15 protein-coding genes are annotated in these 23689 nt (G+C 75.0%); 9 read left to right on the top strand and 6 right to left on the bottom strand.

Features of this window, described 5'->3' with window-relative positions:
- Positions 1-189: 189 nt before the first annotated feature.
- On the bottom strand, positions 190-990 hold the full coding sequence (locus tag LRS74_RS04190; protein WP_277739702.1) for a 5-oxoprolinase subunit PxpA: 801 nt from the start codon (positions 988-990) through the stop codon (positions 190-192).
- Positions 991-1183: 193 nt separating this feature from the next.
- Here LRS74_RS04190 and LRS74_RS04185 point away from each other — a divergent pair, with 193 nt between their 5' ends.
- The 7 genes from LRS74_RS04185 to LRS74_RS04155 all read left to right on the top strand — a co-directional run bounded on the left by LRS74_RS04185 (position 1184) and on the right by LRS74_RS04155 (position 12328).
- Positions 1184-1903 carry a GntR family transcriptional regulator gene (locus LRS74_RS04185; RefSeq protein ID WP_277739701.1) on the top strand — a complete coding sequence of 240 codons (720 nt, stop codon included), beginning with the start codon at positions 1184-1186 and terminating at the stop codon, positions 1901-1903.
- Between the two features lie 156 nt (positions 1904-2059).
- On the top strand, positions 2060-2782 hold the full coding sequence (locus LRS74_RS04180; RefSeq protein WP_277739700.1) for a DUF969 domain-containing protein: 723 nt from the start codon (positions 2060-2062) through the stop codon (positions 2780-2782).
- Positions 2779-3747, top strand: a complete 969-nt coding sequence (locus tag LRS74_RS04175; protein WP_277739699.1) for a DUF979 domain-containing protein — start codon at positions 2779-2781, stop codon at positions 3745-3747. The genes LRS74_RS04180 and LRS74_RS04175 overlap by 4 nt, the downstream gene beginning before the upstream one ends.
- Before the next feature lie 31 nt (positions 3748-3778).
- A complete protein-coding gene (gene pcp / locus LRS74_RS04170; protein WP_277739698.1) occupies positions 3779-4423 on the top strand; it encodes a pyroglutamyl-peptidase I in 645 nt (214 codons plus the stop codon).
- A gap of 68 nt (positions 4424-4491) precedes the next feature.
- Positions 4492-6015, top strand: a complete 1524-nt coding sequence (locus tag LRS74_RS04165) for a hypothetical protein (RefSeq protein ID WP_277739697.1) — start codon at positions 4492-4494, stop codon at positions 6013-6015.
- 145 nt (positions 6016-6160) lie between these two features.
- Positions 6161-7063, top strand: a complete 903-nt coding sequence (locus tag LRS74_RS04160) for a hypothetical protein (RefSeq protein WP_277739696.1) — start codon at positions 6161-6163, stop codon at positions 7061-7063.
- A 108-nt stretch (positions 7064-7171) separates the two neighbouring features.
- On the top strand, positions 7172-12328 hold the full coding sequence (locus LRS74_RS04155) for a hypothetical protein (RefSeq protein ID WP_277739695.1): 5157 nt from the start codon (positions 7172-7174) through the stop codon (positions 12326-12328).
- 109 nt (positions 12329-12437) lie between these two features.
- Here the strand turns inward: LRS74_RS04155 and LRS74_RS04150 are convergent, their stop codons facing one another.
- The 5 genes from LRS74_RS04150 to LRS74_RS04130 all read right to left on the bottom strand — a co-directional run bounded on the left by LRS74_RS04150 (position 12438) and on the right by LRS74_RS04130 (position 19682).
- Positions 12438-14012, bottom strand: coding sequence for an APC family permease (locus LRS74_RS04150; RefSeq protein WP_277739694.1), 1575 nt, complete (start codon positions 14010-14012; stop codon positions 12438-12440).
- Positions 14005-15291, bottom strand: coding sequence for an aromatic ring-hydroxylating dioxygenase subunit alpha (locus tag LRS74_RS04145; RefSeq protein WP_277739693.1), 1287 nt, complete (start codon positions 15289-15291; stop codon positions 14005-14007). The genes LRS74_RS04150 and LRS74_RS04145 overlap by 8 nt, the downstream gene beginning before the upstream one ends.
- A gap of 15 nt (positions 15292-15306) precedes the next feature.
- Positions 15307-16470, bottom strand: a complete 1164-nt coding sequence (gene solA, locus LRS74_RS04140) for an N-methyl-L-tryptophan oxidase (protein WP_277739692.1) — start codon at positions 16468-16470, stop codon at positions 15307-15309.
- A 96-nt stretch (positions 16471-16566) separates the two neighbouring features.
- The gene (locus LRS74_RS04135) at positions 16567-19047 is read right to left on the bottom strand and encodes an FAD-dependent oxidoreductase (RefSeq protein WP_277739691.1); all 2481 of its coding nucleotides are present in this window, start codon (positions 19045-19047) and stop codon (positions 16567-16569) included.
- Between the two features lie 110 nt (positions 19048-19157).
- The gene (locus LRS74_RS04130; RefSeq protein WP_347178095.1) at positions 19158-19682 is read right to left on the bottom strand and encodes a hypothetical protein; all 525 of its coding nucleotides are present in this window, start codon (positions 19680-19682) and stop codon (positions 19158-19160) included.
- 368 nt (positions 19683-20050) lie between these two features.
- On the opposite strand from LRS74_RS04130, the gene LRS74_RS04125 reads away from it, so the two are divergent.
- Both LRS74_RS04125 and LRS74_RS04120 read left to right on the top strand, forming a co-directional pair.
- Positions 20051-23266: a nitrate- and nitrite sensing domain-containing protein gene (locus tag LRS74_RS04125; RefSeq protein WP_277739689.1), complete on the top strand. Its 3216-nt coding sequence runs from the start codon at positions 20051-20053 to the stop codon at positions 23264-23266.
- A complete protein-coding gene (locus tag LRS74_RS04120) occupies positions 23263-23688 on the top strand; it encodes a roadblock/LC7 domain-containing protein (RefSeq protein ID WP_144382673.1) in 426 nt (141 codons plus the stop codon). Before LRS74_RS04125 ends, LRS74_RS04120 begins: the two co-directional genes overlap by 4 nt.
- Position 23689 lies beyond the last annotated feature (1 nt).

Below are 23689 nucleotides of genomic sequence, written 5' to 3'. Positions count from 1 at the left end.
CTACCGCGTGGGCGTCGCCTACGGCGGGGGCCTCGGATGCCGCGCGGGCGTCGTCTACGGCGGGGGCGTCGCCTGCGGCCGGGGTGTCGCCTACGGTCACGCATGCCGCGCGGGCCTTGCCTACGGCGGCGGTCTCGCGTACGGCAGAGGCCGTGGACGTCGGCGTACCGCGCCCGGGGGCCGCGCCGGTCACGCGAACGCCTCCACCCGAACGCCCGCGGTCGCCAGCTCGTCCCGGACGCGCCGCGCGAGGGCGGCGGCGCCGGGGGTGTCGCCGTGCAGGCACAGGGACCGCACCTTCACCGACAGTCGGTCGCCCTCGATCGAGTCCACCGCGCGGTCGCGGGCGATCGCCAGGGCGCGCGAGACCACGGTGTCGGGGTCGCTGACCACGGCGCCCGGTGTGCCGCGCGGTACGAGGGTCGCGGCGGCGGTGTACGCGCGGTCGGCGAAGGCCTCGGTGACCACCGGAAGCCCGGCGGCGCGGGCGGCGTGGTGCAGCCGGGAGCCGGGCAGCCCGAGCACCGGCAGCGGCTCGGCGGCGGCCAGCCGTACGCCCTCGGCGACGGCGGCGGCCTGCTCCTCGTCGTGGACCGCGCGGTTGTAGAGCGCCCCGTGCGGCTTGACGTAGCGCACGCGCGATCCGGCGGCGCGGGCGAACACCTCCAGGGCGCCGATCTGGTACGCGATCTCGTCGGCCAGCTCGCGCGGCGGCACGTCCATGGCGCGCCGTCCGAAGCCGGCCAGGTCGCGGTAGGAGACCTGCGCGCCGATGGCCACGCCGCGCTCGGCGGCCAGCTCGCAGACCCGCCGCATCGTCGAGGGGTCGCCGCCGTGGAAGCCGCAGGCGACGTTGGCGCTGGAGACGATGGAGAGCAGGGCGTCGTCGTCGGTCAACCGCCAGCGGCCGAAGCCCTCGCCGAGGTCGGCGTTGAGGTCGATCACCAGGTCTGCGCCGCGCGCGGCCGTGCTCGTTTCCATGGTGGTCATGTCGGCCTAACGTAGAGATTGTTGAACGATCCGACAAGAGGGATGTTGTTTCGGTCTGATATCTCGGCTGTACTTCCCCTGCTTCGGGCATCGACGCATCGGGACTTCGACGCTTCGGGGCATTGACGCTTCGACGCGGAGCGGAACGCGGCGGCGACAGGTGAAAGCGGCGACGGGTGAAAAGGGAGAAAGCGTGACGAACGGGACCGAACAGCGGCTGGCCGAGGCGGTGGCGGTGTCGGGGCTCGCGGACGACCGGGCGCTGCTCGGCCGCACCAGCACCGCCGAGCGGGTCGCCGACATCCTGCGCGACCGGATCGCGGAGGGCTTCTTCCCGCCCGGCACCCGACTGTCCGAGGACAGCATCGGGGGCGCGCTGGGCGTCTCCCGTAACACCCTGCGCGAGGCGTTCCGGCTGCTCACGCACGAGCGGCTGCTGGTGCACCAGCTGAACCGCGGGGTCTTCGTGCGGGTCGTCACGGTCGAGGACATCCTCGACATCTACCGGGTGCGCCTCCTCGTGGAGTGCGGGGCGGTCCGCGGCCTGGGGCGGCCGCCGTACGCGCTGGAGGCGGTGGAGGCGGCGGTCGTCGCGGGCGAGCGGGCCGCGGCGGCGCGGGAGTGGCAGGAGCTGTCCACCGCCAACATCCGCTTCCACCAGGCGGTGGTGGCGCTGGCCGGCAGCGCGCGCACCGACGAGCTGATGCGCGGCGTCCTCGCCGAACTGCGTCTGGTCTTCCATGTGATGGACGACCCGCGTCGCTTCCACGCGCCGTATCTCACCCGGAACCGACAGATCCTGGAGGCGCTCCAGGCGGGTGACGCGGCCGAGGCGGAGCGGCTGCTCGCCGCCTATCTGGAGGACTCCCGGCGGCAGTTGTCGGGGGCGTACGCGGAGCGTATCGCCCCGTAGGGGCGGCTCCGCGGGGAGCGGGAGCCGCCGCGTGGTGGCCGCCGAGACGCCGAAAAGAGAACCCGGATCAACCTCTTGTCGGATCGTTGAACAATCGCCTAGCCTCCGTCGCAGCCTCCTCACCCCTCCGTGAGGTCCTGCCTGGAAGGCGGACGCATGATCGTTCTCCTCGGCGTGCTCGTGGTCGTCGTCGGCTTCGCCACGAGACGCAATCCCCTGTTGGTGGTGGGAGTGGCGGGTATCGCCACCGGACTGCTCGGCGGCCTGTCGCCCCGCGAAGTGCTCGCGGCCTTCGGCAACGGCTTCGCGTCGAGCCGTGCGGTGACCATCTTCGCCATCACCCTGCCCGTCATCGGCCTGTTGGAGCGCTACGGCCTCCAGGAGCAGGCCCGCACCCTCATCGCCCGCTTCGCCAAGCTCACCACCGGCCGCTTCCTCACCCTCTACCTCGCCCTGCGCCAGATCACCGCGGCCGTCGGCCTGGTGAGCGTCGGCGGCCCGGCGCAGACCGTGCGTCCGCTGGTCGCCCCCATGGCCGAGGGCGCCGCGGAGCGCCGCTTCGGGCCGCTGCCCGACAAGGCCAGGGAGAAGATCAGGTCCTTCTCCGCCAGCGCGGACAACGTCGGACTCTTCTTCGGTGAGGACGTCTTCCTGGCGGTCGGCTCGATCCTGCTGATCACCGGCTTCGTCAACACCACGTACGACACCCACCTGGAGCCCCTGCACCTCGCCCTGTGGGCGATCCCCACCGCGGTCTGCGCCCTGGCCGTCCACGGCTACCGGCTGCTGCGGCTGGACCGGCAGCTGGAGCGCGAGCTCCTGGCCGCCGATGCCGGCCCCGTCCGCACCGCCGACGACGCCCCGGAGGTCATCAAGTGATCAAGGCAGAGTGGTTCTTCTGGCTGGTGGGAGCCATCTTCCTGGTGATGGCGGCCCAGATGGCCGCCGACCGCACCAACCCCAAGCGGTACGGCACCGCGGCCTTCTGGGGGCTGCTGGGCGCCGGCTTCGTCTACAGCAGCTGGGTCGCCGAGAAGCGGGCCCCGGCCGAACCCCTCGGCGTCGCCGTACTGGCCATGGCAGCTCTGGCCGGCTTCGGCTTCACCGGGCGCGGCGAGGTGCGCACCACCACCCCGCGGCAGCGCGCCGCGAGCGCGGCCCGCCTGGGGAACCGGCTCTTCGTGCCCGCCCTCACCATCCCGGTCGTCGCCATGGCCTGCGCCGTCGGCGTCAAGGAGCTGTCGATCGGCGGCGAACCGATCCTCCAGAAGGGGAGCGAGACCATCCTGGGGCTCGGCATCGGAGCGGTCGTCGCCCTCGGGGTCGGCATGGTCATGCTGCGCGAACGGCGCGTCAGCACCCCGGTGCACGCCGGCCGCTCCATGCTGGAGGCCATGGGCTGGGCGATGCTGCTCCCGCAGATGCTCGCCACCCTCGGCTCGATCTTCTCCGTCGCGGGAGTGGGCACCCAGGTCGGCAAGCTCACCACCAAGGTGCTCCCGGACGACTCGCTGTACATCGCCGTCGTCGTCTACTGCGTGGGCATGGCGCTGTTCACCGTGATCATGGGCAACGCCTTCGCCGCCTTCCCCGTGATGACCGCCGCCGTCGGCTGGCCCGTGCTGGTCGAGCACTTCGACGGCACCCCCGCCGCGGTGCTGGCGATCGGCATGCTGGCCGGCTTCTGTGGCACGCTCGTGACCCCCATGGCGGCCAACTTCAACATCGTCCCGGCGGCCCTGCTGGAGCTGAAGGACCAGTACGGCCCGATCAAGGCCCAGCTGCCCACCGCGGTGGCGCTGCTCGGCTGCAACATCGTGATCATGGCCGCGTTCGCCTTCTGACCGCGCGGTCCACGCCCCCGAGGAGCCGCAGATGACCCGCGTCCTGCTGACCGGATTCGAACCCTTCGACGGCGAGCGGACCAACCCCTCCTGGGAGGCGGTCCGCGCCGCGACGGCACGACCGCTGCCCGGCGTCTCCTTCGCCGCCGTCGAGCTGCCCTGCGTCTTCGGGGCGGCGCGGGAGACGCTCGTCGCGGCCGTCGAGGCGGAGGACCCGCTGGTGGTGCTGTGTGTCGGGCAGGCCGGCGGGCGTCCCGGCATCACCGTGGAGCGGGTCGCCATCAATCTCGACGACGCCCGCATCCCCGACAACGCGGGCGCACAGCCCATCGACCGGCCGATCGTGCCGGGCGGGCCGGCCGCCTACTTCGCCGCCCTCCCGGTGAAGGCGTGCGTCGCGGCCGTCCGCGCGGCGGGGCTCCCCGCCGCCGTCTCCCAGACCGCCGGCACCTTCGTCTGCAACCACGTCTTCTACGGGCTGATGCATCTGATCGCCACCGAGCGGCCGGCGCTGCGCGGCGGCTTCGTCCACGTCCCGTATGCTCCGGACCAGGTCACCGACCGACCGGAGCCATCGCTTCCGGTGGCGGCCGTCGCCGAGGGCCTGCGGGCGATCACGGCCGCCGCCGTCGCCCGGACCTCGGACATCCGGGCTGTGGGCGGCGCCACACACTGACCCGCGGGGCGCCCGGCGGAGCCGTGCCGTTTCGTCCGTTGTCGGTGCGACCGCCTACGCTGTGCGACGTGACTTCTGCACCCCCGGGGGCCGCTGCGCCCCAGCTCAACGGGCAGTTCCGTGCTGCCCCGGGCCCGGCCGCCGACGAGGGCCTGGCGCGTCGGCTGCGCGCGCTCGCGTGCACCGCGCCCCTGCACGACCTCGACGTGCGCAAGGCCAACCTCGCGGGTGAGTTCGGGGTCTACGCGATGGCGGAGGTCGCGCTGGCCGCCATCGACCTGGTCACGCTGAACATGGACTTCGACACCGGCGCCGACCACGAGCAGATAGTCACCCGCCTGGTGCCGCGGGTCGCCGCCCAGACGCCCGAGCGGCCCGCCGCCGAGCACGAGCGGGTCGCCCGCTGGGTGCTGGAGAACCTGATCAACGTCGGCAGCGTGGACCGCGGCTTCCGCGCGGTCTACGGCACCTTCGACGCCGACGGCGGTTACGTCCGCCGCGACTACGACTTCAAGCTGATCGAGGAAGTGCCCGGCCCGGGCGGCGGGGTCTATCTGCGCACCACCGACGAGGCCGTCAACGTCCTGGTCGGCGCGCTGGACACCGACGTCACCAGCGCCCAGATCGCCGCCGAGGTGAAGCTGGAGGTGCTGATCAGCCGCGGCCGCCTCGCCGACGCCCAGCTCGCCGCCGAGCAGGCCCGCTACCGCACGGTGCAGTACTCGGAGACGCTGCGCCGCACGCTCGACGCCACCCGGCGCAACGTGCGCGCCGTGGACTGGCTGCGCGGCGTGCCCGACATGATCGCCGAGGCGCTGGAGCACGTCGCCGACCGCTACCGCCACGAGAACGCGATCCTGACCAACATCCGCAAGGCCCGGGACGAGGCCGAGGGACCCGAGAACAAGCGGCGCGCCGCCGAGCTCGTGGACATCGTCAAGGACTGCATCCGGCGCCACACCCAGCTCCAGTCCCGGCTGCTGGAGGCCGGACCGCTGTTCCGCGCGGAGCAGGACCGGCAGGCGTTCGCCGCCCCGGCCGCCCGCGCGGGCCTCGATCTGTACGGGCAGCTGGTCGCCCCCGTGCTGCCGCTCCCCGTCGAGCAGGCGATCCGGGTGACCGACGCCTTCTTCGCGCGCGGCACCGGGCTGCGCACCCCCGCCTCGGTGCGCGTCGGCGACCTGGTCGACCTGCTGCTCACCCCGCCGGTCGAGCGCGCCCACCTGGGCGCCGAGATGCCGGAGCCGGACCTGATCGCCACCCCCGACGACAGCCGGTTCAGCGAGGAGCAGCTGGCCGCCGCCATGGACCTGCTCGATCTGCCGCCCGACGCCCCGCGCCGGCTCTCCGGGCTGCTGGCCGAGGCCCGGCGCACCGACCCGGAGCTGCCCTACCTGCTCGCCCTGCTGGCCGTGCACGCCGCCAGCCCCCCGGTCGGCACCGCCTACCGCCAGGGCGAGCCCCGGCTGCTCTTCGCCGTCGACGACGGCACCGAGCTCGACGACCCGGAGTTCGGCGGCGCCGACCTCATCGTCGGCACCGCCCTGCTGGACGCGGCCGCCATGGCCGCCGACCGCACGGAGGCGTCTTGACCAGGACACACCGCGCGCACCCGGCGGCCTCCGGCCGGGGCGGCCATCCCGTCCCATCGCGCCGCCGAGCCCCGTGGACGGCGTGGGCCGACGGTGCCGCACCGGCCGCAACCCCTGTCTTCGCCCGCCCCCAGGAGCTCCCCGCATGAACCCGTACGACGCCGACGACACCGCACAGCCGGCCCAGCCGCCCCGTGCGGCGGAGGCGCACCACGCGGCGCCGAGCGCGGTGACCCCCGCGGACGCGGCGGACGCCGCGCGGCTGGTCGCCTTCGGGCTCCAGCCGAAGCTGCTGCCCGCGCGGGATGTCGAATACGCCGAGCTGCTGCGCCGGCACCGGGACGACCCGGCCTTCGCGCGCCTCGCCGACGCGATCGCCGCCGGGCTGGGCCTCGTGGTGCTGGAGGTCTCCACCCGCGCGGGGATGGCCGTCACCGCCGCCGAGGACTCCGTCTTCGCCGTACGGATGGGTGACTACGCGCGTCGCACCGCCGCCGACTCCGCCGACCGCTTCCTGCACGGCCTGGCCCACCTCGCGGTCGCCGCCATGGCCTTCCCCCGTCCCGAGGACCTCGCCGACGACGGATACATCGGCCGGATCACGGTCAACGGCGTGGACGCCTTCGTCCGCCAGGCCTGCCGCCGCCTGGAGGAGCGCGCCGAGGCGGAGGGCGAGAACACCGACCCGGCCTCCGACGCCCCCGGCCTGGAGGCGGCCTGGCGGGTGTACGCGCGGCGCAGCGCCACCGGTGCCACCAAGGACGCCCGGCGGCTGGCCGGTTCGACCACCGGCATCGTCGGCAAGGCGGTGGCCTTCCTCGTCGACTCCGGCTTCCTCCAGCGCACCGGCGACGACGCCGGCGGCGCCTTCCGCACCACCGCGCGGTACCAGCTCCAGGTCCGCGACATGGCGGGCAGCGCCGCCATGGCGGAGCTCCTGGAGCTCGGAGTGGTGCCGGTCGGCGACGGCAGCGCCACCCTGCTGCCGCCCGACGAAAGCGACGACCTCGACCTGGTCGCCGACGCCGGCCTGCCCTTCCACTCCTGAGCCGGTGCCCGCGCGGGGCACTCCGCGCGGGCACCGCCGGGCCGCGCCCCGGCACACCGCACGTTCAGTGATTGCCCGTTACGACCACGACAACGAGAGTCCGCCGCCATGTACGAGCTGTCCCGGGTCCGCCTCTACTCCATCGGGCCCGCCGGTGCGCGCTACGCCGACACCGTGCTGGACCTTCGCGGAGTCGGCGCGCCGGTGCCCAGCCCGGCGCCCGCGCAGGCGGAGTTCTTCGAGGAGGAGCCGGTCGGCCCGCCGCGCCGCCCCGCCCCCGCCGGCGTGCTCTTCCTGGAGAACGGCGGCGGCAAGTCCGTGCTGCTCAAGCTGATCTTCTCGGTGATGCTGCCGGGCCACCGCAACACCCTGGGCGGCGCCAGCTCCGGCGTGCTGCGCAAGTTCCTCCTCGCCGACGACTGCGGGCACGTCGCCCTGGAGTGGCAGCACACCGTCACCGGCGAGACGGTCGTGGTCGGCAAGGTCAGCGAGTGGCGCGGCCGACAGGTCTCGAACGACCCGCGGAAGTTCGCCGAGGCCTGGTACTCCTTCCGGCCGGGCCCGGGGCTGAGCCTCGACTCGCTGCCGGTCGCCGAGTCCGCCGCGGTGCGCCCCGCCGTCGAGGGCGCCTCCACCGCCCGCGGCCGCCGCCGCACCATGAAGGGCTTCCGCGACGCCATCACCGAGGCGAGCAAGGCGTATCCGCACCTGGACGTGGTCTGGATCGAGATCCACGAGCGCTGGAACGAGCACCTCGGCGAGCTGGGCCTGGACCCGGAGCTCTTCCGCTACCAGCGTGAGATGAACGCCGACGAGGGCGAGGCCGCCGGCCTGTTCGCGGTCAAGAACGACTCCGACTTCACCGACCTGCTGCTCCGCGCGGTCACCGACACCCGCGACACCGACGGGCTCGCCGACCTCGTCCACGGCTTCGCGCACAAGCTCGGCCGGCGCGCCGAACTGACCGCCGAGCGCGACTTCACCGCCGGCTCGCTGGACCTGCTGACCCGTATCGCGACCGCCGCCGACCAGCGCGAAGAGGCCCGCGGGGTGCACGCGGGAGCCGAGCGCCGCACCCGCACGCTGGCCCGCCGGCTCTCCGCCCGCGGCGCCGAGGAGCGCGGCCGCGCCGTCGAGTTGGCCGAGCAGGTGGCCGCCGCCGCGGACGCCGTCACCGAGGCCGAGCGGTCCCGCGGCCGCGCCTCGCTGATCGCCGCCGAGATCGCCTACCGCCACGCCTCGCTGGCGCTGGCCGCGGCGGAGAAGGGCGCCGCCGCGCAGCGCCGCGAGCTCAACGACGCCCGCACCCTGCACTCCGCCTGGCAGGCCGCCGAGACCGTGCTGCGCCACCGCGCCGCCGCCGACCGCTCCGCGCGGGTCGCCGTCGCCATCCGCGAGGCCGAGCGCGACGCCGCCCCCGCCCTCGCCGCCCGTGCCGAGGCCGCCGCCGACCTGGTGCGCGCCCTGCACGCCGCCGCAGCGGACGGCGAGCGGCTCGCCAACGAGGAGGAGGAGCGCTCCGCGGTCCTCCAGCAGACCGGCGAGGCCGCGCACCGCGACGCCACCCAGGCCGCCACCGACGCCCAGCGCGCCCGCAGCGAGGCCGATCACCTGCGCCAGCGGCTCGCCGAGGTCGCCCAGGAGACCGCGGAGGCGGTCCGCGCGGGCTGGCTCGACGACTCCGCCCCCGACGCCGACCCCGCGCGGGCGGCCCTGGCCGCCAGCGACGCGGAGAAGACCGCCGTCGCCGCCTGGGACAGCGCCCGCGAGACCGCCCGACTCGGTGCCGAGCAGGCCCGCGAGGCCGCGGCCGAGCACTCCCGCGCCGAACTCGCCGCGGCCCGCGCCGTGGACGCGGCCCAGGCCGCCGAGACCGCCCACGAGGCCGAGCGGCGCGCCGCCGAGTCCCTGGGCGCCGAACAGCGCCTGGTCGAGCTGTTGGGCCTGCCTCAGGCGGCGGCCCCGGTCGCCGTCGAGCTCCCGGGCCCCCGCGCGGGGCGGCCGGGTGACTCCCGGCGCCCCCAGGCCGCCGAGTCCCGGCCCGGCGGACGGATCACCGTCCGCGTCGACGGGGCCGCCGCCGACGCGGCCCCCGCCGAGCTCACGGAGGCGCCCGCCGAGCGTTCTCGGGGGCGTGCCGCCCTCCCCGCCGAGGCCCGCCCGCCCGGTGAGGTCACCGCCCGTGTCGAGGACGCGGGCTCGGGCGAGGAGCCCACGACGACCGTCGAGGCCGGCCCCGGGGCCACCGGCCCGCGGACCGCCGCCTCCGACGGCTCGCCCGCCTCCGAGGGCTTGCCCACTTCCGGCGGCGTGACCGCCTCCGCCACGCACCCGGCCGACCAGGACCTGCCGGGCGAGGCCTGCCCGGACGACGCCGACGGCGCCGAGCCCGCGGGCGGCACGGCAGCCGACCAGGCCGCCCCCGCGGGCGGCGCCACCGCAGCCGCGGCCAGCGGCGGACACCGCGCCGGCTCCGCCTCACGCGACCCGCGCCCGGCGGGCCCGCCCCGCGCGGAGGGGCCGCTGACCGCCGAGGAGTTGGACCGCAACGCCGACGCGCTGCGGGAGCTGCTGGACGAGAGCGTGGCGTCGGCGGAGCGTCAGCTGTTCGAGCTGCGCACCGCCGCGGCGGACGACGCGCGGATCCTCGGGGCGCTGGGCGACGGCGGGCTGCTGCCGCCGAGCGCCGACGTGCTGGCGGCCGTGGAGTACCTGGGCGAGCACGGCATCCCCGCGCTGCCCGGCTGGCGTTACCTCGCCCAGGCCGTCGACCCGGCCGACCACGCGGCGGTGCTCGCCGCGCGCCCCGAGCTGGTGGACGGTGTGATCATCACCGATCCGGACACCCACGCGCGCGCCCGCGAGGTGCTCGGCGGGGCGTCGCTGCTGCCGCGGTCGGCGGTGGCGGTGGGCACGGCGGCGGCCCTGCTGGCGCCCGTGCCGGGGTCGGAGGCGGGGGACTCCGGGGTGTTCCTGGTGCCGCCGAACCCGGCGATGCACGACGAGCGGGCGGCGGACGACGAGCGGCACGCGCTGCGCGCCCGCGCCACCGCCCGGGACGAGGAGATCCGCGCGCTGGCCGCCCGGCTGGGCGGGGACCGGGCGCTGGCCGCGCGGCTGTCCTCCTGGCGGCAGGGCTGCCCGCCGGGCCGGCTCGCCGAACTGGCCACGACCGCCGAGGCCGCCCGTGCGGCCGCCGACGCCGCCCACCAGCGGCTGACGGTGGCGCGTACCGCCCGGGTCGAGGCCGACGAGGCCGCGGCCGAGTCCGCGCGGGTGCGCGACGAACGGCAGGAGGCCGCCCAGCGGGCCCGCCGCGCGGCCGACGCTCTGGCCGGCCTCGCCTTCCGGCTGCGGGAGCGCGCCGCCTGGCAGACGCGGTTGCGCGAGCTCGCCGACGATGCCGCCGAGTACGAGGAGCGGGCGGCGGCCTGTGTGGACCGCGCCCGCGCGGCCGACGAGGACCGCCGCGCCGCCCAGCGCGCGGCCGACGACGCGCACCGCACCGCCCGCGCGCTGCGCGCCGAGCGTGCCGAGATCGCCGGTGCCCCGGACGATCTCGGCGAGGAGCCGGCGAAGCGTCCCAGCGCCTCGCTGCCGGCGCTGCGCGAGGCATACCGCGCGGCCTCCCAGGTGTACGAGAAGGTCGGCGTCGGCGCCGACCTGCGCGCCGAGCAGGCCCGCGCGGAGAGCGACGAGAGCGCCGCGCTGGCCGAGTTGGACCGGCTCACCAACAAGGTCCGCACCCGCGCCGCCCAGCTCCTGGAGGGCCCCGACGGCGCCGACGGGCCGTCCCGGCAGGCGGCGGCCGCGCGCGCCGAGTCGCTGGTGCACATGCTGGAGTCGCGCGCCTCGACCGCCAGTGAGCAGCTGGGTCGACTGCGCGGCGAGGCCGAGCGGCTGGCCCCCGCCGACGGCGAGGAGGCGCACACCGAGCTCCCCGAGGACATGGTTCCGGGCGACGCCGACCGCGCCAAGGAGCTGCTGCGCACCGCCAACGGCGCACTCGCCGCCCGTACCGACGCCTTGGAGGCCGCCCGCACCGCCCACGGCGAGCTGCAGCGCGCCCACCACGCGGCCGAGGACGCGGCCGGCGGCTTCGACGAGACCGCGGCCATGCTGCGCGACCTGCTCCGGGACCACCAGCAGGAGGACGAGGCGGCGGAGCGGCCGGAGCCGTACACCGGCTCGCTCGCCGAGGCCCGGCAGGCGGCCGCCGAGGCGCGGCGCTCGCTGCGCGGCTGCGCCGGCGACCTGTCCCAGGCGGAGGCGGCCGTACGGGAGGCGAGCGACGTGCTCGTGCGGCACGCCAACTCCACCCGCTTCGAGCAGGTGCGCACCCCCGCCCGGCAGCAGATCCGCGAACTCCCCGCCGCCGCGCTGCCCGACCACGCGCGCGCCTGGTCGGAGGCGTTCGCGCCCCGGCTGCGGGTGCTCACCGACGAGCTGGCCCAGCTGGAGCGCAACCGCGAGAGCATCGTCGACCGGCTGCGCGGACTGGTCGAGTCCTGCCTGGCCACCCTGCGCTCCGCGCAGCGGCTGTCCCGGCTGCCGGAGGGGCTCGGCGAGTGGTCCGGGCAGGAGTTCCTCCGCATCCGCTTCGAGGACCCGGACCAGGCCACGCTGACCGAGCGCCTCGGCGAGGTCATCGACGAGGCGACCCGCTCGGCCGTGAAGAAGAACTCCGACCTGCGTCGCGACGGCATGACCCTGCTGCTGCGCGGCGTCCAGGCGGCCCTCCAGCCGCGCGGCGTGGCGGTGGAGATCCTCAAGCCGGACGCGGTGCTGCGGGCCGAGCGGGTGCCCGTCGGCCAGATGGGCGACGTGTTCTCCGGCGGCCAGCTGCTCACCGCGGCGATCGCGCTGTACTGCACCATGGCGGCGCTGCGCAGCAACGACCGGGGCCGCGACAAGCAGCGGCACGCGGGCACGCTGTTCCTCGACAACCCCATCGGCCGCGCCAACGCCACCTATCTGCTGGAGCTTCAGCGGGCGGTCGCCGACGCGCTGGGCGTGCAGCTGCTCTACACCACCGGACTCTTCGACACCACCGCGCTGGCCGAGTTCCCGCTGGTCATCCGGTTGCGGAACGACGCGGACCTGCGGGCCGGGCTGAAGTACATCAGCGTGGAGGAGCATCTGCGCCCCGGCCTGCCGACCCCGGAGGCCGACGGCGAGCAGCAGGTCCACGGGCAGATCACCGCCACCCGGATGTACCGCCGCCCGGAAGCGGCCCCGGCCGCCCCGGCCGCCCCGGCCTCCTAGCGGTGGCGGTGCCGCGGACTCTCGGGACCCACGCGGCTCCCCGGGCCCATGCGGCTTCCGGGGCCCACGCGGCCCCCGGCACCCACGCGTCGTGCGCGTCCTACGCGTCCTACGGGTCCCGGCGGTCCGCGTGGGCGGACTCGGCGGCGTGCTCCGCCAGGACGCCCGTGCGGTGCCGCTGGACGCACCAGTAGTAGGCGAAGCCGCCCAGGGCGACGGTGCCGACGAAGAGGAACGCGCCCCAGCGCAGGTACCAGTGGTGCGGGGGCGCGGCGTTGTAGACCGCCGAGCGCGGCCAGGCCAGGTTCAGGGTCATGGCCGCGCCCCACACCACCGCCAGCACGTTGACCGGCAGGCCGTACCGCCCCAGCGTGAACCGCCGCGCGCCCGCCGTCCCGTGGCCCTCGCCCGGCGGTTCCGCCCGCCACCGGCCGCGCACCCTGGCCACCAGCATCGGCACGGTCACCAGCAGATAGGCCAGGTAGATCATGATGATGCCGATGCTGGTGACCACCGAGAAGATCTGCGGCTGGCGGATGTTGACCGCCAGCACGGCGAGCGCCAGCACCCCGACCACCACCGCCGGCAGCACCGGCGTGCGGAACCGGGGGCTGACCCGGGCCAGCTGCGGTGCGGCGGGCAGGTTGGTGTCGCGGGCCATCGCGAACGCCAGCCGGACGGCCGCGGTGTGCACCGCCAGCGCGCACACCGTCACCGCGATCGCCACGCACCACAGCATCGCCTTGCCGGCCGTCGGGCCCAGCACGTCCAGCACGATGTACTGCAGTCCGTCCGAGGACAGCTCCTCGGCGTCCAGGCTGCCCACGCTCATCAACGCCAGCAGCAGCACCAGCCCGCCCAGCACGAAGGAGGCGACGAGCGCCCGCAGGATCGCCCGTGGCGCGTTGCGCGCGGGGTCCAGCGACTCCTCGCCCAGGGACGCCGCCGTGTCGAAGCCGTACATGACGTATGCGGACGCCAGCGCGGCCGTCAGGAAGGCGCCCGGATAGCCCAGGTCCTGCCCGGTGCCGGTACCCCCGGTGTCCAGTACCACGTCCGGTCCGCGTACCGCGTGCGCGGCCAGCAGCACGATCAGCAGCACGGTGGCGATCAGCTCGACGAAGACCCCCGCGGTGTTGATACGGGCCGTCAGCCGCACCCCGAAGGCGGTGACCAGCGTGGTGAAGAGGATGAGCACGGAGGCCAGCAGCACGGCGTTGGTGGCCGCGTCGTAGCGCCCCCCGCCGTCTCCGACGATCTGGAAGGACGACGAGATCCGCGGCAGCGTCATCTGGTAGGCGAGCGCGACCGCGGCCAGCGACACGATCGAGGCGACCAGCATCATCCACCCGGCCAGCCAGCCCACGTGCGGGTTGCCCAGCCGCTTCGCCCAGTTGTAGACCGACCCCGCCACCGGGTAGCGGGCCGCCAGCTCGGCGAAGCACAGCGCCACCAGCAGCTGCCCGGCGAACACCACCGGCCACGACCACCAGTACGCGGCCCCGCCCTGCCCGAAGCCGAAGTAGAAGAGCTGGAAGGTGCCGGTGAGGATGGAGATGTAGCTGATGCCGGCCGCGAAGGTGTGGAAGCTCCCCAGAGTGCGCTTGAGTTCGGGCCGATAGCCGAACTCCGCGAGCGAGGCGTCGGCCGACGCGTCCCCCGTGCCGCCGTCCCGCTCAGCCATGCGCACCCGCCGTGCCGCCCTGGGCACGCGCAGGGCCGCTCCGCGCCCCCGGCGGCCCGCCGTCCGCCCCCGGCGGACCACCACCCGCGTCCGGCGGACCGCCGCCCGCCCTCGCCGCGTCGCCCCGCGCACCCGCCCGGTCGCCGTCCGGGCCGCCCGGCCCCGCCAACCGTCCCGCCACCCAGGCGTGGAACCCCCGGATGTGGTGCTCGCTGGGCACCAGCACCCCGCCCTCGCGGTAGGCCCGTGAGCCCATCCCCGGCTGGGTGCGCTCGCAGGCCGCGAAGTCCTGGGCGTTGACCCGGTGGAACAGCTCCACCGACGCCGTCAGGTCCCGCCCCGAGGCGACGACCTCCGGGGCGTAGAGCCAGTCGCAGTCCACCACCGTGCGGTCCACGGCGAGCGGGGTCATCCGCAGCACGATCACATGGTCGGGCACCAGGTTCAGAAGGACCTGCGGCCGGATGGTGGCCGCGAAGTAGCGGCGGTCCTGCTCGTCGGCGACGCCGGCGAGCCGGCCGAAGCCCGGGCCGCCGTCGACGGTGAAGCCCCGCGCGCCCGAGGCGAACGCGGCGCCGTGCCCGACGTGGTACTGGGCCGCGAAGCCCTCCGCGAACTCCGGCAGCACCCGGGTCAGCTCGGGGTGGATCGCCGCGCAGTGGTAGCACTCCATGAAGTTCTCGACGATCAACTTCCAATTGGCCCGCACCTCATAGCGGATCCGACGCCCCAGGGCCAGCGACTCGACGCCGTAGCGAGCGATCGCCTCGGGGTCCCCGAGCCGCTCGGTGACCGCCCCGACCACCGTCTCCTCGAAGGAGGGCGGCTCGGCCGCCAGGCACACCCAGGCGTAGCCCAGCCACTCGCGCAGCCGCACCCGCACCAGCCCGCGCTCCTCGCGGTCGATGTCCGGCATCTTCCGCAGGTTGGGCGCCGCGATCAGCCGCCCGTCCAGGTCGTAGGTCCAGGCGTGATACGGGCAGCGCAGGCTGCCGCGCACCGCCCCGGCCTCTTCGACGCACAGCCGGGCCCCGCGGTGCCGGCACACGTTGAGAAAGGCGCGCAGCCCGCCGTCCCGGTGCCGGACGATCAGCACGCTCTCGCGGCCCACCGCGACGGTACGGAAGGCACCCGCCCGGTCCAGCTCCGCCCCGCGCGCCGCACAGAACCACAACGCCTCGAAGACGTCGGCCTGTTCCCGCTCGAAGACGACGGGATCGGTGTACCAGTGGCCGGGGAGCGTGGCCAGCAGACTGGGGGATTCCGGAGCCTGTGTCATGACGGACCACCTTCGTCAGGCGGGCGCGGCGACGGGCCGCCGCGGATCGAAGAGCTCGATGGGGTGCGCCGTCGCGCCGTCCAGCGCCAGGTCGGCGAGGATCTCCCCGACCACCGGTACGAACTTGAACCCGTGCCCGGAGAAGCCGCAGGCGACCGTGGTGGAACCGGGGTGTTCCGGGTGCGGGCCGATCCCGAAGTGCTCGTCGGGGGTGGTGCTGTACATGCAGGTGGCGGCCTTGAGGAAGGTGCCGGGCAGGGTGGGCAGCGGGCGGCCCACCTGGGCGGCCATGGCCGCCACCTCGTGGTCGTGCACCGCGCGGTCGATGGTCTCCGGGGTGCACGGGGTGCCGCCCTTGCGGAAGAAGGCCACCTTCGCGCCCCCGCGCGGGCCGTCGATCGCCGGGAATCCGTAGATCTGCACCCCGTCCGCGTCCTCCCAGATGTAGACGGGGTGGCGTCCGGGCTCGAAGGGAGCCACGCCGCCCTCGGGCTGGAACCAGTACATGACCTGCCGCTCGACGGTGATCGGCAGACCCAGCCCGGCCAGCAGCCGGGGAGCCCAGGCGCCCGGGCAGACCACCAGATGGCCCGCGGTGTAGCTGTTCTCGGCGGTGTGCACGCGCACCCCCCGGTGGCCGGGCAGCGCCTCCCAGCGGGTCACCGGCTCCTGGAAGCGCAGCTCGGCCCCGTGCCGCAGCGCGAGCTGGACGTGGGCCGCCACCGTCTGCTCCGGCCGCACCAGGCCGGCCCGCTCCTCGTAGAGCGCCACCTCGTCGTCGGCCGGGGCCATGGTGGGGAAGCGGCGGCGGATCTCCTTGGCGTCCAACACCTCGTGCGGCAGGTCCCAGCGGCGGGCGGAGCGCAGGCTGCCCGCCACGGTCCGGCTGTCCGGCCTGCCGGCCATCACCCCGCCGCACAGCGTGGCCACCTCGCGCCCGGTGTCCCGCTCCAGCCGCTCGAACAGCTCGTAGGAGCGCAGCAACAGCGGCACATACGCCGGGTCCTCGAAGTACGCCTGGCGGATGATCCGGGAACCGCCGTGGCTGGAGCCGTGCCGGTGCACCGGGCCGAACCGCTCCAGCCCCAACACCCGGGCGCCCCGCGCGGCGAGGTGGTAGGCGGCGGCACCGCCCATGCCGCCCAGACCGAGCACGATCACGTCATAGGTGGGGGACAAGCTGGCCTCCAGGGTCGGTGGCGTATCCGAACGCGCCCCGCGCGGGGCGGGGCCGGGAGGTGCCGGATCGAACGTCGTGCGTCGGGGCCGCCGAGGTCAGCGGCGCATGCGCGCACCGCGCGGGTCGAACAGCGGCTCGGCGGCCACCGTCGCCGGCACCTTCTCGCCGAAGTACTCGAGGTGGACGGCGCTGCCGGGCACCGCCGCCCGCGCGGGCAGCCAGGCGTAGGCGATCGTCCGGCCGATCGTGTACCCGTACTCCGCGCTGGTCACATGGCCCACGGCCGTGCCGCCCACGTACACCGGCTCCTTGCCCAGCACGATCGCCGCGGGGTCGTCGAGCGTGAGGCAGGCCAGGGTCCGACGCGCGGCCGGCGGCCCGCCGAGCGCCGCGAGCGCCGAGCGGCCCGTGAAGTCGCCCTTGCCCATCCGGACCGCGAAGCCCAGCCCGGCCTCGTACGGGGTGTGTTCGGCGGTCAGGTCCCGGCCCCAGGCGCGGTAGCCCTTCTCCAGCCGCAGGCTGTTGAAGGCGCCGCGGCCGGCGGCGACCACGCCGTGCCGCTGCCCCGCCTCCCACAGCGTGTCCCACAGCCGCAGCCCCAGGTCGGCGTCGGCGTACAGCTCCCACCCCAGCTCGCCGACGTAACTCAGCCGCAGCGCCGTCACCGGGACGTGCCCGATGTGCGCCCGCTTGGCGGTGAAGTAGCCGAAGCCCCCGTGCGAGAAGTCGTCGCGGGTCAGCGGGGCGATCAGATCGCGGGCGAGCGGCCCCCACACCCCGATGCAGCAGGTGCCCGGGGTGATGTCGCGGACCGAGACGTCCTCGGGCGCGTGCCGCAGCAGCCAGTCCAGGTCGGCCTCGCCGTTGCAGCCCACCTGGAAGCGGTCCTCGCCGAGCCGGGCGACGGTCAGGTCGCTGCGCACGCCCCCGGCGGCGTCCAGCAGCAGCGTGTAGGTCACCGAACCGGGCGGCTTCGCCAGCTGGTTGGTGGTCATGCGCTGGAGGAAGTCGAGCGCGCCGGGACCGGTGACCGCCAGCCGCTTCAGCGACGTCATGTCGTACAGCGCCACCCGCTCGCGCGTCGCCCGCGCCTCCGCGGCGCAGATCGGCGACCAGTGGCGGGCCGCCCACGCGTCCCGCGCGGGCGGCTCGACGCCCTTGGCGAGCGGCGCGTTCGCCTCGTACCACTGCGGCCGCTCCCAGCCCGCCGCCTCCAGGAAGTACCCGCCCAGCTCCCGCTGGCGGGCGTGGAAGGGGCTGACCCGCAGCGGGCGGGGCCGCTCCATCGGCTGGAGCGGGTGGATGACGTCGTAGACCTCGATGAAGCTCTGGGTGGCGCGTTCGGCGACATACGCGGGAGAGCGCTGGACGCCCTCGAAGCGGTGCAGGTCCAGCTCGTGGACGTCGGTCCCCGGCCGGCCGTCGGTCAACCACTCGGCGACGGCCTTCGCGACGCCCGCCGAGTGGGTGATCCACACCGCCTCGGCCAGCCAGAAACCGCGCAGCTCGCGCGACTCGCCGAGCAGCGGCAGACCGTCGGGGGTGAAGGAGAACACGCCGTTGAACCCCTCGGCGACCTCGCTGTCGCGCAGGCCCGGCAGCAGCCGGACGCTCTCCTCCCAGCTCGGCCCGAAGTCCTCCGGGGTGAAGGGCAGCACGGAGGGCGCGGTGGCGGACGCGTCACCCTCCCCGTACCGGGGGAGGGCGAAGGGGTCCACCGGCATGGGCCGGTGGGCGTAGGAGCCGATGCCGAGCCGGTCGACGTGCTCGCGGAAGTACAGGTCGCGGTCCTGGTGGCGCAGGATGGGCCGGCGGGCCTCGACCCGCGGGTCGTGCACCCCGCGCAGCGCGGGCAGCGGGGCGGTCTTCGCGTACTGGTGCGCCAGCGGCAGCAGCGGCACGCCCACCCCGGCCATCGCGCCGATCACCGGCCCCCAGAGGCCGGCCGCGCAGACCACGATGTCGGCGGGGAGGTCGCCCCGGTCGGTGTGGACCCCGGTGACCCGGCCGCCGCGCTGCGCGATCCCGGTGACGGGGTGCCGGCCCAGGAACCGGGCGCCGCGTCCGACGGCCCGCGCCCGTTGGGCGAAGGCCGCGGCCTGGACCCGGGCCAGCCCGTCGTCCGGCGTGTGGAAGCCGCCGAGCACCTCCCCGGCGTCGAGCAGCGGCCACAACGCGGCGCACCGCTCGGGGTCGACCAGCTCACCCCGTACGCCCCAGGACGCGGCGAGCCCCGCCTTGCGGTGCAGATCCGCCCAGCGCTCCTCGGTGGTGGCCACCTCCAGACCGCCGACCCGGTGGAAGGCCGGCAGCCCGCCCACGGTCAGCGAGGAGAGCTTGCGCACGGTGTACGCGGCGAACTCGGTGAGCGTCTTGGAGACGTTGGTCTGGAAGACGAGGCCGGGGGCGTGCGAGGTGGAGCCGCCGGGGGCGAGCGAGGCGCCGTCACCGGGCCGGGGCAGCGGCCCCTGCTCCAGGACCGTGACGTCGCGCCAGCCGCGGGCGGTCAGTTCGTCGGCCAGCGAGCAGCCGACGATCCCGGCACCGATGATGACGACGCGGACTTCATGCGGCATGGCTCACTCCTTATAAGGCGTTATAAGGGAGCTTGCGTCGCCGGCCGGCGGGTCGGAATGCGAAGGAGAAAGGCGACGGTCGATAACTCTGGAGCCGTGCCTGATGCGCGTCAAGAGGTCGTGGTAAGGCTCCGGTCGGTCTCCTGGCGCGGGTTCGACACGTGCCGGCGCTCCCCTGCGCGATCCGTGACCGCGGCCGCCTCCGGCCACTCCGCGCGGGCGGTCGCTCTGCGCCTGGCCGCCCGCGCGGCGGCCCGCTCCGCGGCGCGCTGCCGACGGCGCTCGCGCCGCCGCGCCCGCGCCGTGCTGCTGGGCCGGGACTCCACGCCGTGGCGCTGGTTCCACACCTGGCGGGTGACCCACACGTCCAACACGCCCCAGGTGGAAGCGATCGTGCCGGCCACCGTCAACAGCACCGCCGGGAAGGCGAGCCACGCCCCCGCGAGGGTGCACAGCGCCGCGATCATCGCCTGCACCAGCGTCACCGCGATGATGACGACCGCGCGGACCGCCGCCGTACGCACCGGGTCCGCCAGCCGCCGCCGGCGGGCGGGTTCCTCGACCCACAATGGCCGGAGCCTGCCCACCGCGACGTCGGCCGGAACCTCCCCTGGGATGTCGCGATCCTTGCCCATGGCCTCCGTACCCCTTCCTGTGGCCGCTCGGGCCCACCCCGTTCCCGCCGCCGCACAAGGCGGGACATGGGTCCTATTCCCCACAGTCTCCCTCCCGGAGGCACGAACTTCAGGGGCGGAAGGTTCCCGGAGGGAGGGGAATTCCGGCCAGAAGTGGGCTGCGCGAAACGCGCAGGAACCGGCCACCGACCCCGGGAATCGCAGGGGGTAAGTCGGAGAATCCCCGGACACTTGGTGATCAAGCGCGAAGTCTACGGTCCGTCATGAACCGGACACAGCCTTCGAGTTGGTCAATTACCGGTAGTAGGCTCACGCCGCTTGTTGTCGGAACTGCACACCCGTGTTTCGGGGTTGACGTTGGGGAGGCCATGCGCTTTCGCGGGAAGTCCATCCGCCGGAAGATCGTGGCGCTGTTGCTGGTGCCGCTCGTCTCGCTGACGGCCCTGTGGGCCTTCGCCACAGTGATCACCGGCCGCGAGGCGATGCAACTGCTGGACGCCGCGGACATCGTCGACGACGTGGGCTATCCCGTCGAGGACGCGGTGCACGCCCTCCAGAAGGAGCGCCGCCAGACGCTCATCCGGCTCGCGGACCCCGAGCAGGCCGACGCGCTCCCGGTGCTGCACGCGCGGCAGCGGGAGACCAACCAGGTCATGGTCAAGCTGCGCGCCAACGCCTCCGACGGCGACATCCGCGACAAGATGAGTGGCGAGTCCAGGGCCCAGCTCGCCGCGATCCTCGAAGGCGCCGACGGCCTGGACACCCTGCGCCGCAAGGTCGAGGACCGTACCATCACCAGCCTGGCCGCGTACGACGCGTACAACAAGCTGGTCGACCTCTGCTACACCTTCCGCAGCTCGCTGCACTCGGTGCCCGATGCCGACCTGGACAAGCAGGGGCGCGCCCTGGTCGCCATGATCCGCGCCCGCGAGGCCCTCTCCCGCGAGGACGCGCTGTTCATGGGCGCCCTCACCGCCAAGAAGATGACCGGGCGCGACATGCGGGCGATCTCCGACCTCATCGCCGAGCGCAATCTGCTCTACGCCACCAACATGCCGATCCTGCCGGTCTCGGAACAGAAGGTCTTCCAGGACTACCGGCGCAACACGGCCGCCCCCGAGGCGCTGCGCATCGCCGAGGACAAGATCCTCACCGGCGGCGCCTCGCGCGTGCTGAAGGTCATGGACCAGGATCGCTGGGAGGCCGCCGCCAAGCCGGTGCTGGACGACTACGACCGGCTCAACAGCGAGGCCACCGACCGCTTCAAGGACCGCGTCGAGCCGGAGGCCGAGAGCGTGCTGCTCCAGGCCGGTATCGCCGGCATCGCCGGCTTCCTCGCCCTGGTCGCCTCGATCTTCGTCTCGGTCCGCATCGGCCGTAACCTGGTCCGCGACCTGAACCGGCTGCGCAAGGACGCCCACGAGGTGGCCAGTGTCCGACTGCCCAGCGTCATGCGCAGGCTCGGGGCCGGCGAGCAGGTCGACGTGGAGACCGAGGCGCCCCGCCTGGAGTACGGCTCGGACGAGATGGGTCAGGTCGGCCAGGCCCTCAACACCCTGCAGCGGGCGGCGGTCGAGGCCGCCGTCAAACAGGCCGACATGCGCCACGGCGTCTCCGAGGTCTTCGTCAACCTCGCCCGCCGCAGCCAGGTGCTGCTGCACCGCCAGCTGACGCTGCTGGACGAGATGGAGCGGCGCACCGAGGACACCGACGAGCTCGCCGACCTGTTCCGCCTGGACCACATGACCACCCGCATGCGGCGGCACGCCGAGGGGCTGGTCATCCTCTCCGGAGCGGCCCCCTCCCGACAGTGGCGCAAACCCATCCAGCTGATGGACGTGGTGCGCGCCGCCGTCGCCGAGGTCGAGGACTACGAGCGCATCGAGGTGCGCCGGCTGCCGCGGCTGGCCGTCAACGGCCCCGCCGTCGCCGACCTCACCCACCTCATCGCCGAACTCCTGGAGAACGCCACCGTGTTCTCCCCGCCGCACACCGTCGTGCAGGTCCACGGCGAGCGCGTCGCCAACGGCTTCACCCTGGAGATCCACGACCGGGGCCTCGGCATGGCGGGCGACGCGCTGCTGGAGGCCAATCTGCGACTCGCCGAGACCCCCGACTTCGAGCTCTCCGACACCGACCGGCTCGGACTGTTCGTGGTCAGCCGGCTGGCCCAGCGGCAGGGCGTACGGGTCTCGCTCCAGCCGTCCCCGTACGGGGGCACCACCGCGGTCGTGCTCATCCCGGCCACGCTGCTGACCGGCACCGATCCGGACGGCGACGGCGAGGAGGGCCCGACGCCCGACGACGGCGGCATCTTCGAGGCCCTGGCCGGGGCGTCGGGCGGCAGCGCCGCGTCCATCGGGCTGCAGAGCGTCGACGACCCCGCCGGCCGCCCGGACCGGGCGGCGCCCACCCCCGCGCGGCTGGACGGGTGGGACGCGGACGGGCCGGCCGAGCGGGGGGCGCCGGCCTCCCGGTTCGACCTGGCGGCCCGGCCGCACCCGCTCCCCGGGGCGCACGGCGCACCCGATCCGGCGGACCTGGAGGACGACGAGGAGGAGGGCGGCCTGTTCCGCAGCCGCGGCCTGACCGGCATGCCCCCGGCGCAGTCCTCGCCCCCGGCGCGGCCCCTGTCGCCCGAGCTCCCGCCGCCGTCCGCCTCGTCCACCCCGCCGATGCGATCCGTCCAGGCGCCCGCCGCCGAGCGTCGCCCCTCGCCCGAGGGTTCGGGCTCCGGCGGGCCCGCCGAGCCCGCGCCGCCCCTGCCGCGCCGTGTGCCGCCGGTCCTGGTCTCCGACCACGGCCGACCCGTCGGCCGCCACGCCCGCGGCCCGGCCGAGGACGCCCCGGGGAACGGCGGCGTCGACGCCCGCGGCATCGACCACCGGGACGGCGACGCCCGCGGCGCCGACGCCCGCGGGGTCGGCGCGCCCGACCAGGGCGCCGGGGCGCCCGGGAACGCACCCCGCGCGGCCCACGGAGGCGGCGCCGGACTCCCGAACGGCCCCCAGGGGGCCCAGGGCGGCTACGGCCACGGCGGCGGCGCAGCCGGCGACGCCGGCTGGTCCGGAGCGCACCCCGGGGCGTCGGACACCGGCCACGACCCTGCCGGCCACGACCCCGTCCCGCTGCCCCGACAGCGCGGCTGGGATCCGCACGCGGGCCAGCCCGCCCCGCCGGCCTCCGGCCCGTCGGTGCCGCGCCAGGGCCCGGGCGCCGGGCGCCCCGCGGCACCGGAGCCGGTCCGTCCGCGGCCGGACCACCCCACCCTGCCGGACGAGTCCACCCTGGCCCTCCCGCGCAGGACGCCGGAGGGGCTGCCCCGGCGGATACGACAGGCCAACCTCGCACCGCAGTTGAAGAACGCCCCCGCCACACGGACCGAGGCGGAGCGATACCCTGCCGAGACCGATCCCGAACGCGATGCGGAACAGGCGCGGGCCACCATGGCCTCGCTCCAACGGGGCTGGCAGCGCGGACGCCGGCAGGGGGCGACACCCGGCGGTAGCCGGGACACCGCCGCCAGACCCGGCGGCCGGGATCAGACGGCACCTGGAACGAACTACGAGGGGGACGGTCGATGACCGCACCGAACGCAGCGGCACGCAACACACCGGCGGCGACGGGCGAGTTGAACTGGTTGCTCGACGAGCTGGTCGGGCGCGTGGGCAGCATCCGCAAGGCGCTGGTGCTGTCCGGCGACGGGCTGCCCACCGGCGGCTCGCGCGACCTGTCCCGGGAGGACGGTGAGCACCTGGCCGCCGTCGCGTCGGGCTTCCACAGCCTGGCCAAGGGCGTCGGCCGGCACTTCGACGTCGGCCGGGTCCGGCAGACCATCGTCGAGCTCGACGACGCCTTCCTGTTCGTCACGGCCGCGGGCGACGGCAGTTGTCTGGCCGTGCTGGCCGACGCCGACTCCGACGTCGGACAGGTCGCATACGAGATGACGCTGCTGGTCAAGCGGGTGGGGGCGCACCTGGGCACGCCCACCCGCGCCGGCGGATGAC

Source organism: Streptomyces sp. LX-29, from assembly GCF_029541745.1.
GTDB lineage: Bacteria > Actinomycetota > Actinomycetes > Streptomycetales > Streptomycetaceae > Streptomyces.
Note: the sequence above shows the minus strand (reverse complement) of the source record. Positions and strands in the feature narration are given on the sequence as shown.

Bases quoted from the DNA above. Each gene is read 5' to 3' on its own strand.
- LRS74_RS04145 (WP_277739693.1), bottom strand. From the start codon at position 15,291: ATGACACAGGCTCCGGAATCCCCCAGTCTGCTGGCCACGCTCCCCGGC.
- LRS74_RS04150 (WP_277739694.1), bottom strand. From the start codon at position 14,012: ATGGCTGAGCGGGACGGCGGCACGGGGGACGCGTCGGCCGACGCCTCG.
- LRS74_RS04190 (WP_277739702.1), bottom strand. From the start codon at position 990: ATGACCACCATGGAAACGAGCACGGCCGCGCGCGGCGCAGACCTGGTG.
- LRS74_RS04180 (WP_277739700.1), top strand. From the start codon at position 2,060: ATGATCGTTCTCCTCGGCGTGCTCGTGGTCGTCGTCGGCTTCGCCACG.
- LRS74_RS04155 (WP_277739695.1), top strand. From the start codon at position 7,172: ATGTACGAGCTGTCCCGGGTCCGCCTCTACTCCATCGGGCCCGCCGGT.
- LRS74_RS04130 (WP_347178095.1), bottom strand. From the start codon at position 19,682: ATGGGCAAGGATCGCGACATCCCAGGGGAGGTTCCGGCCGACGTCGCG.
- LRS74_RS04120 (WP_144382673.1), top strand. From the start codon at position 23,263: ATGACCGCACCGAACGCAGCGGCACGCAACACACCGGCGGCGACGGGC.
- LRS74_RS04160 (WP_277739696.1), top strand. From the start codon at position 6,161: ATGAACCCGTACGACGCCGACGACACCGCACAGCCGGCCCAGCCGCCC.
- LRS74_RS04125 (WP_277739689.1), top strand. From the start codon at position 20,051: ATGCGCTTTCGCGGGAAGTCCATCCGCCGGAAGATCGTGGCGCTGTTG.
- pcp (WP_277739698.1), top strand. From the start codon at position 3,779: ATGACCCGCGTCCTGCTGACCGGATTCGAACCCTTCGACGGCGAGCGG.
- LRS74_RS04135 (WP_277739691.1), bottom strand. From the start codon at position 19,047: ATGCCGCATGAAGTCCGCGTCGTCATCATCGGTGCCGGGATCGTCGGC.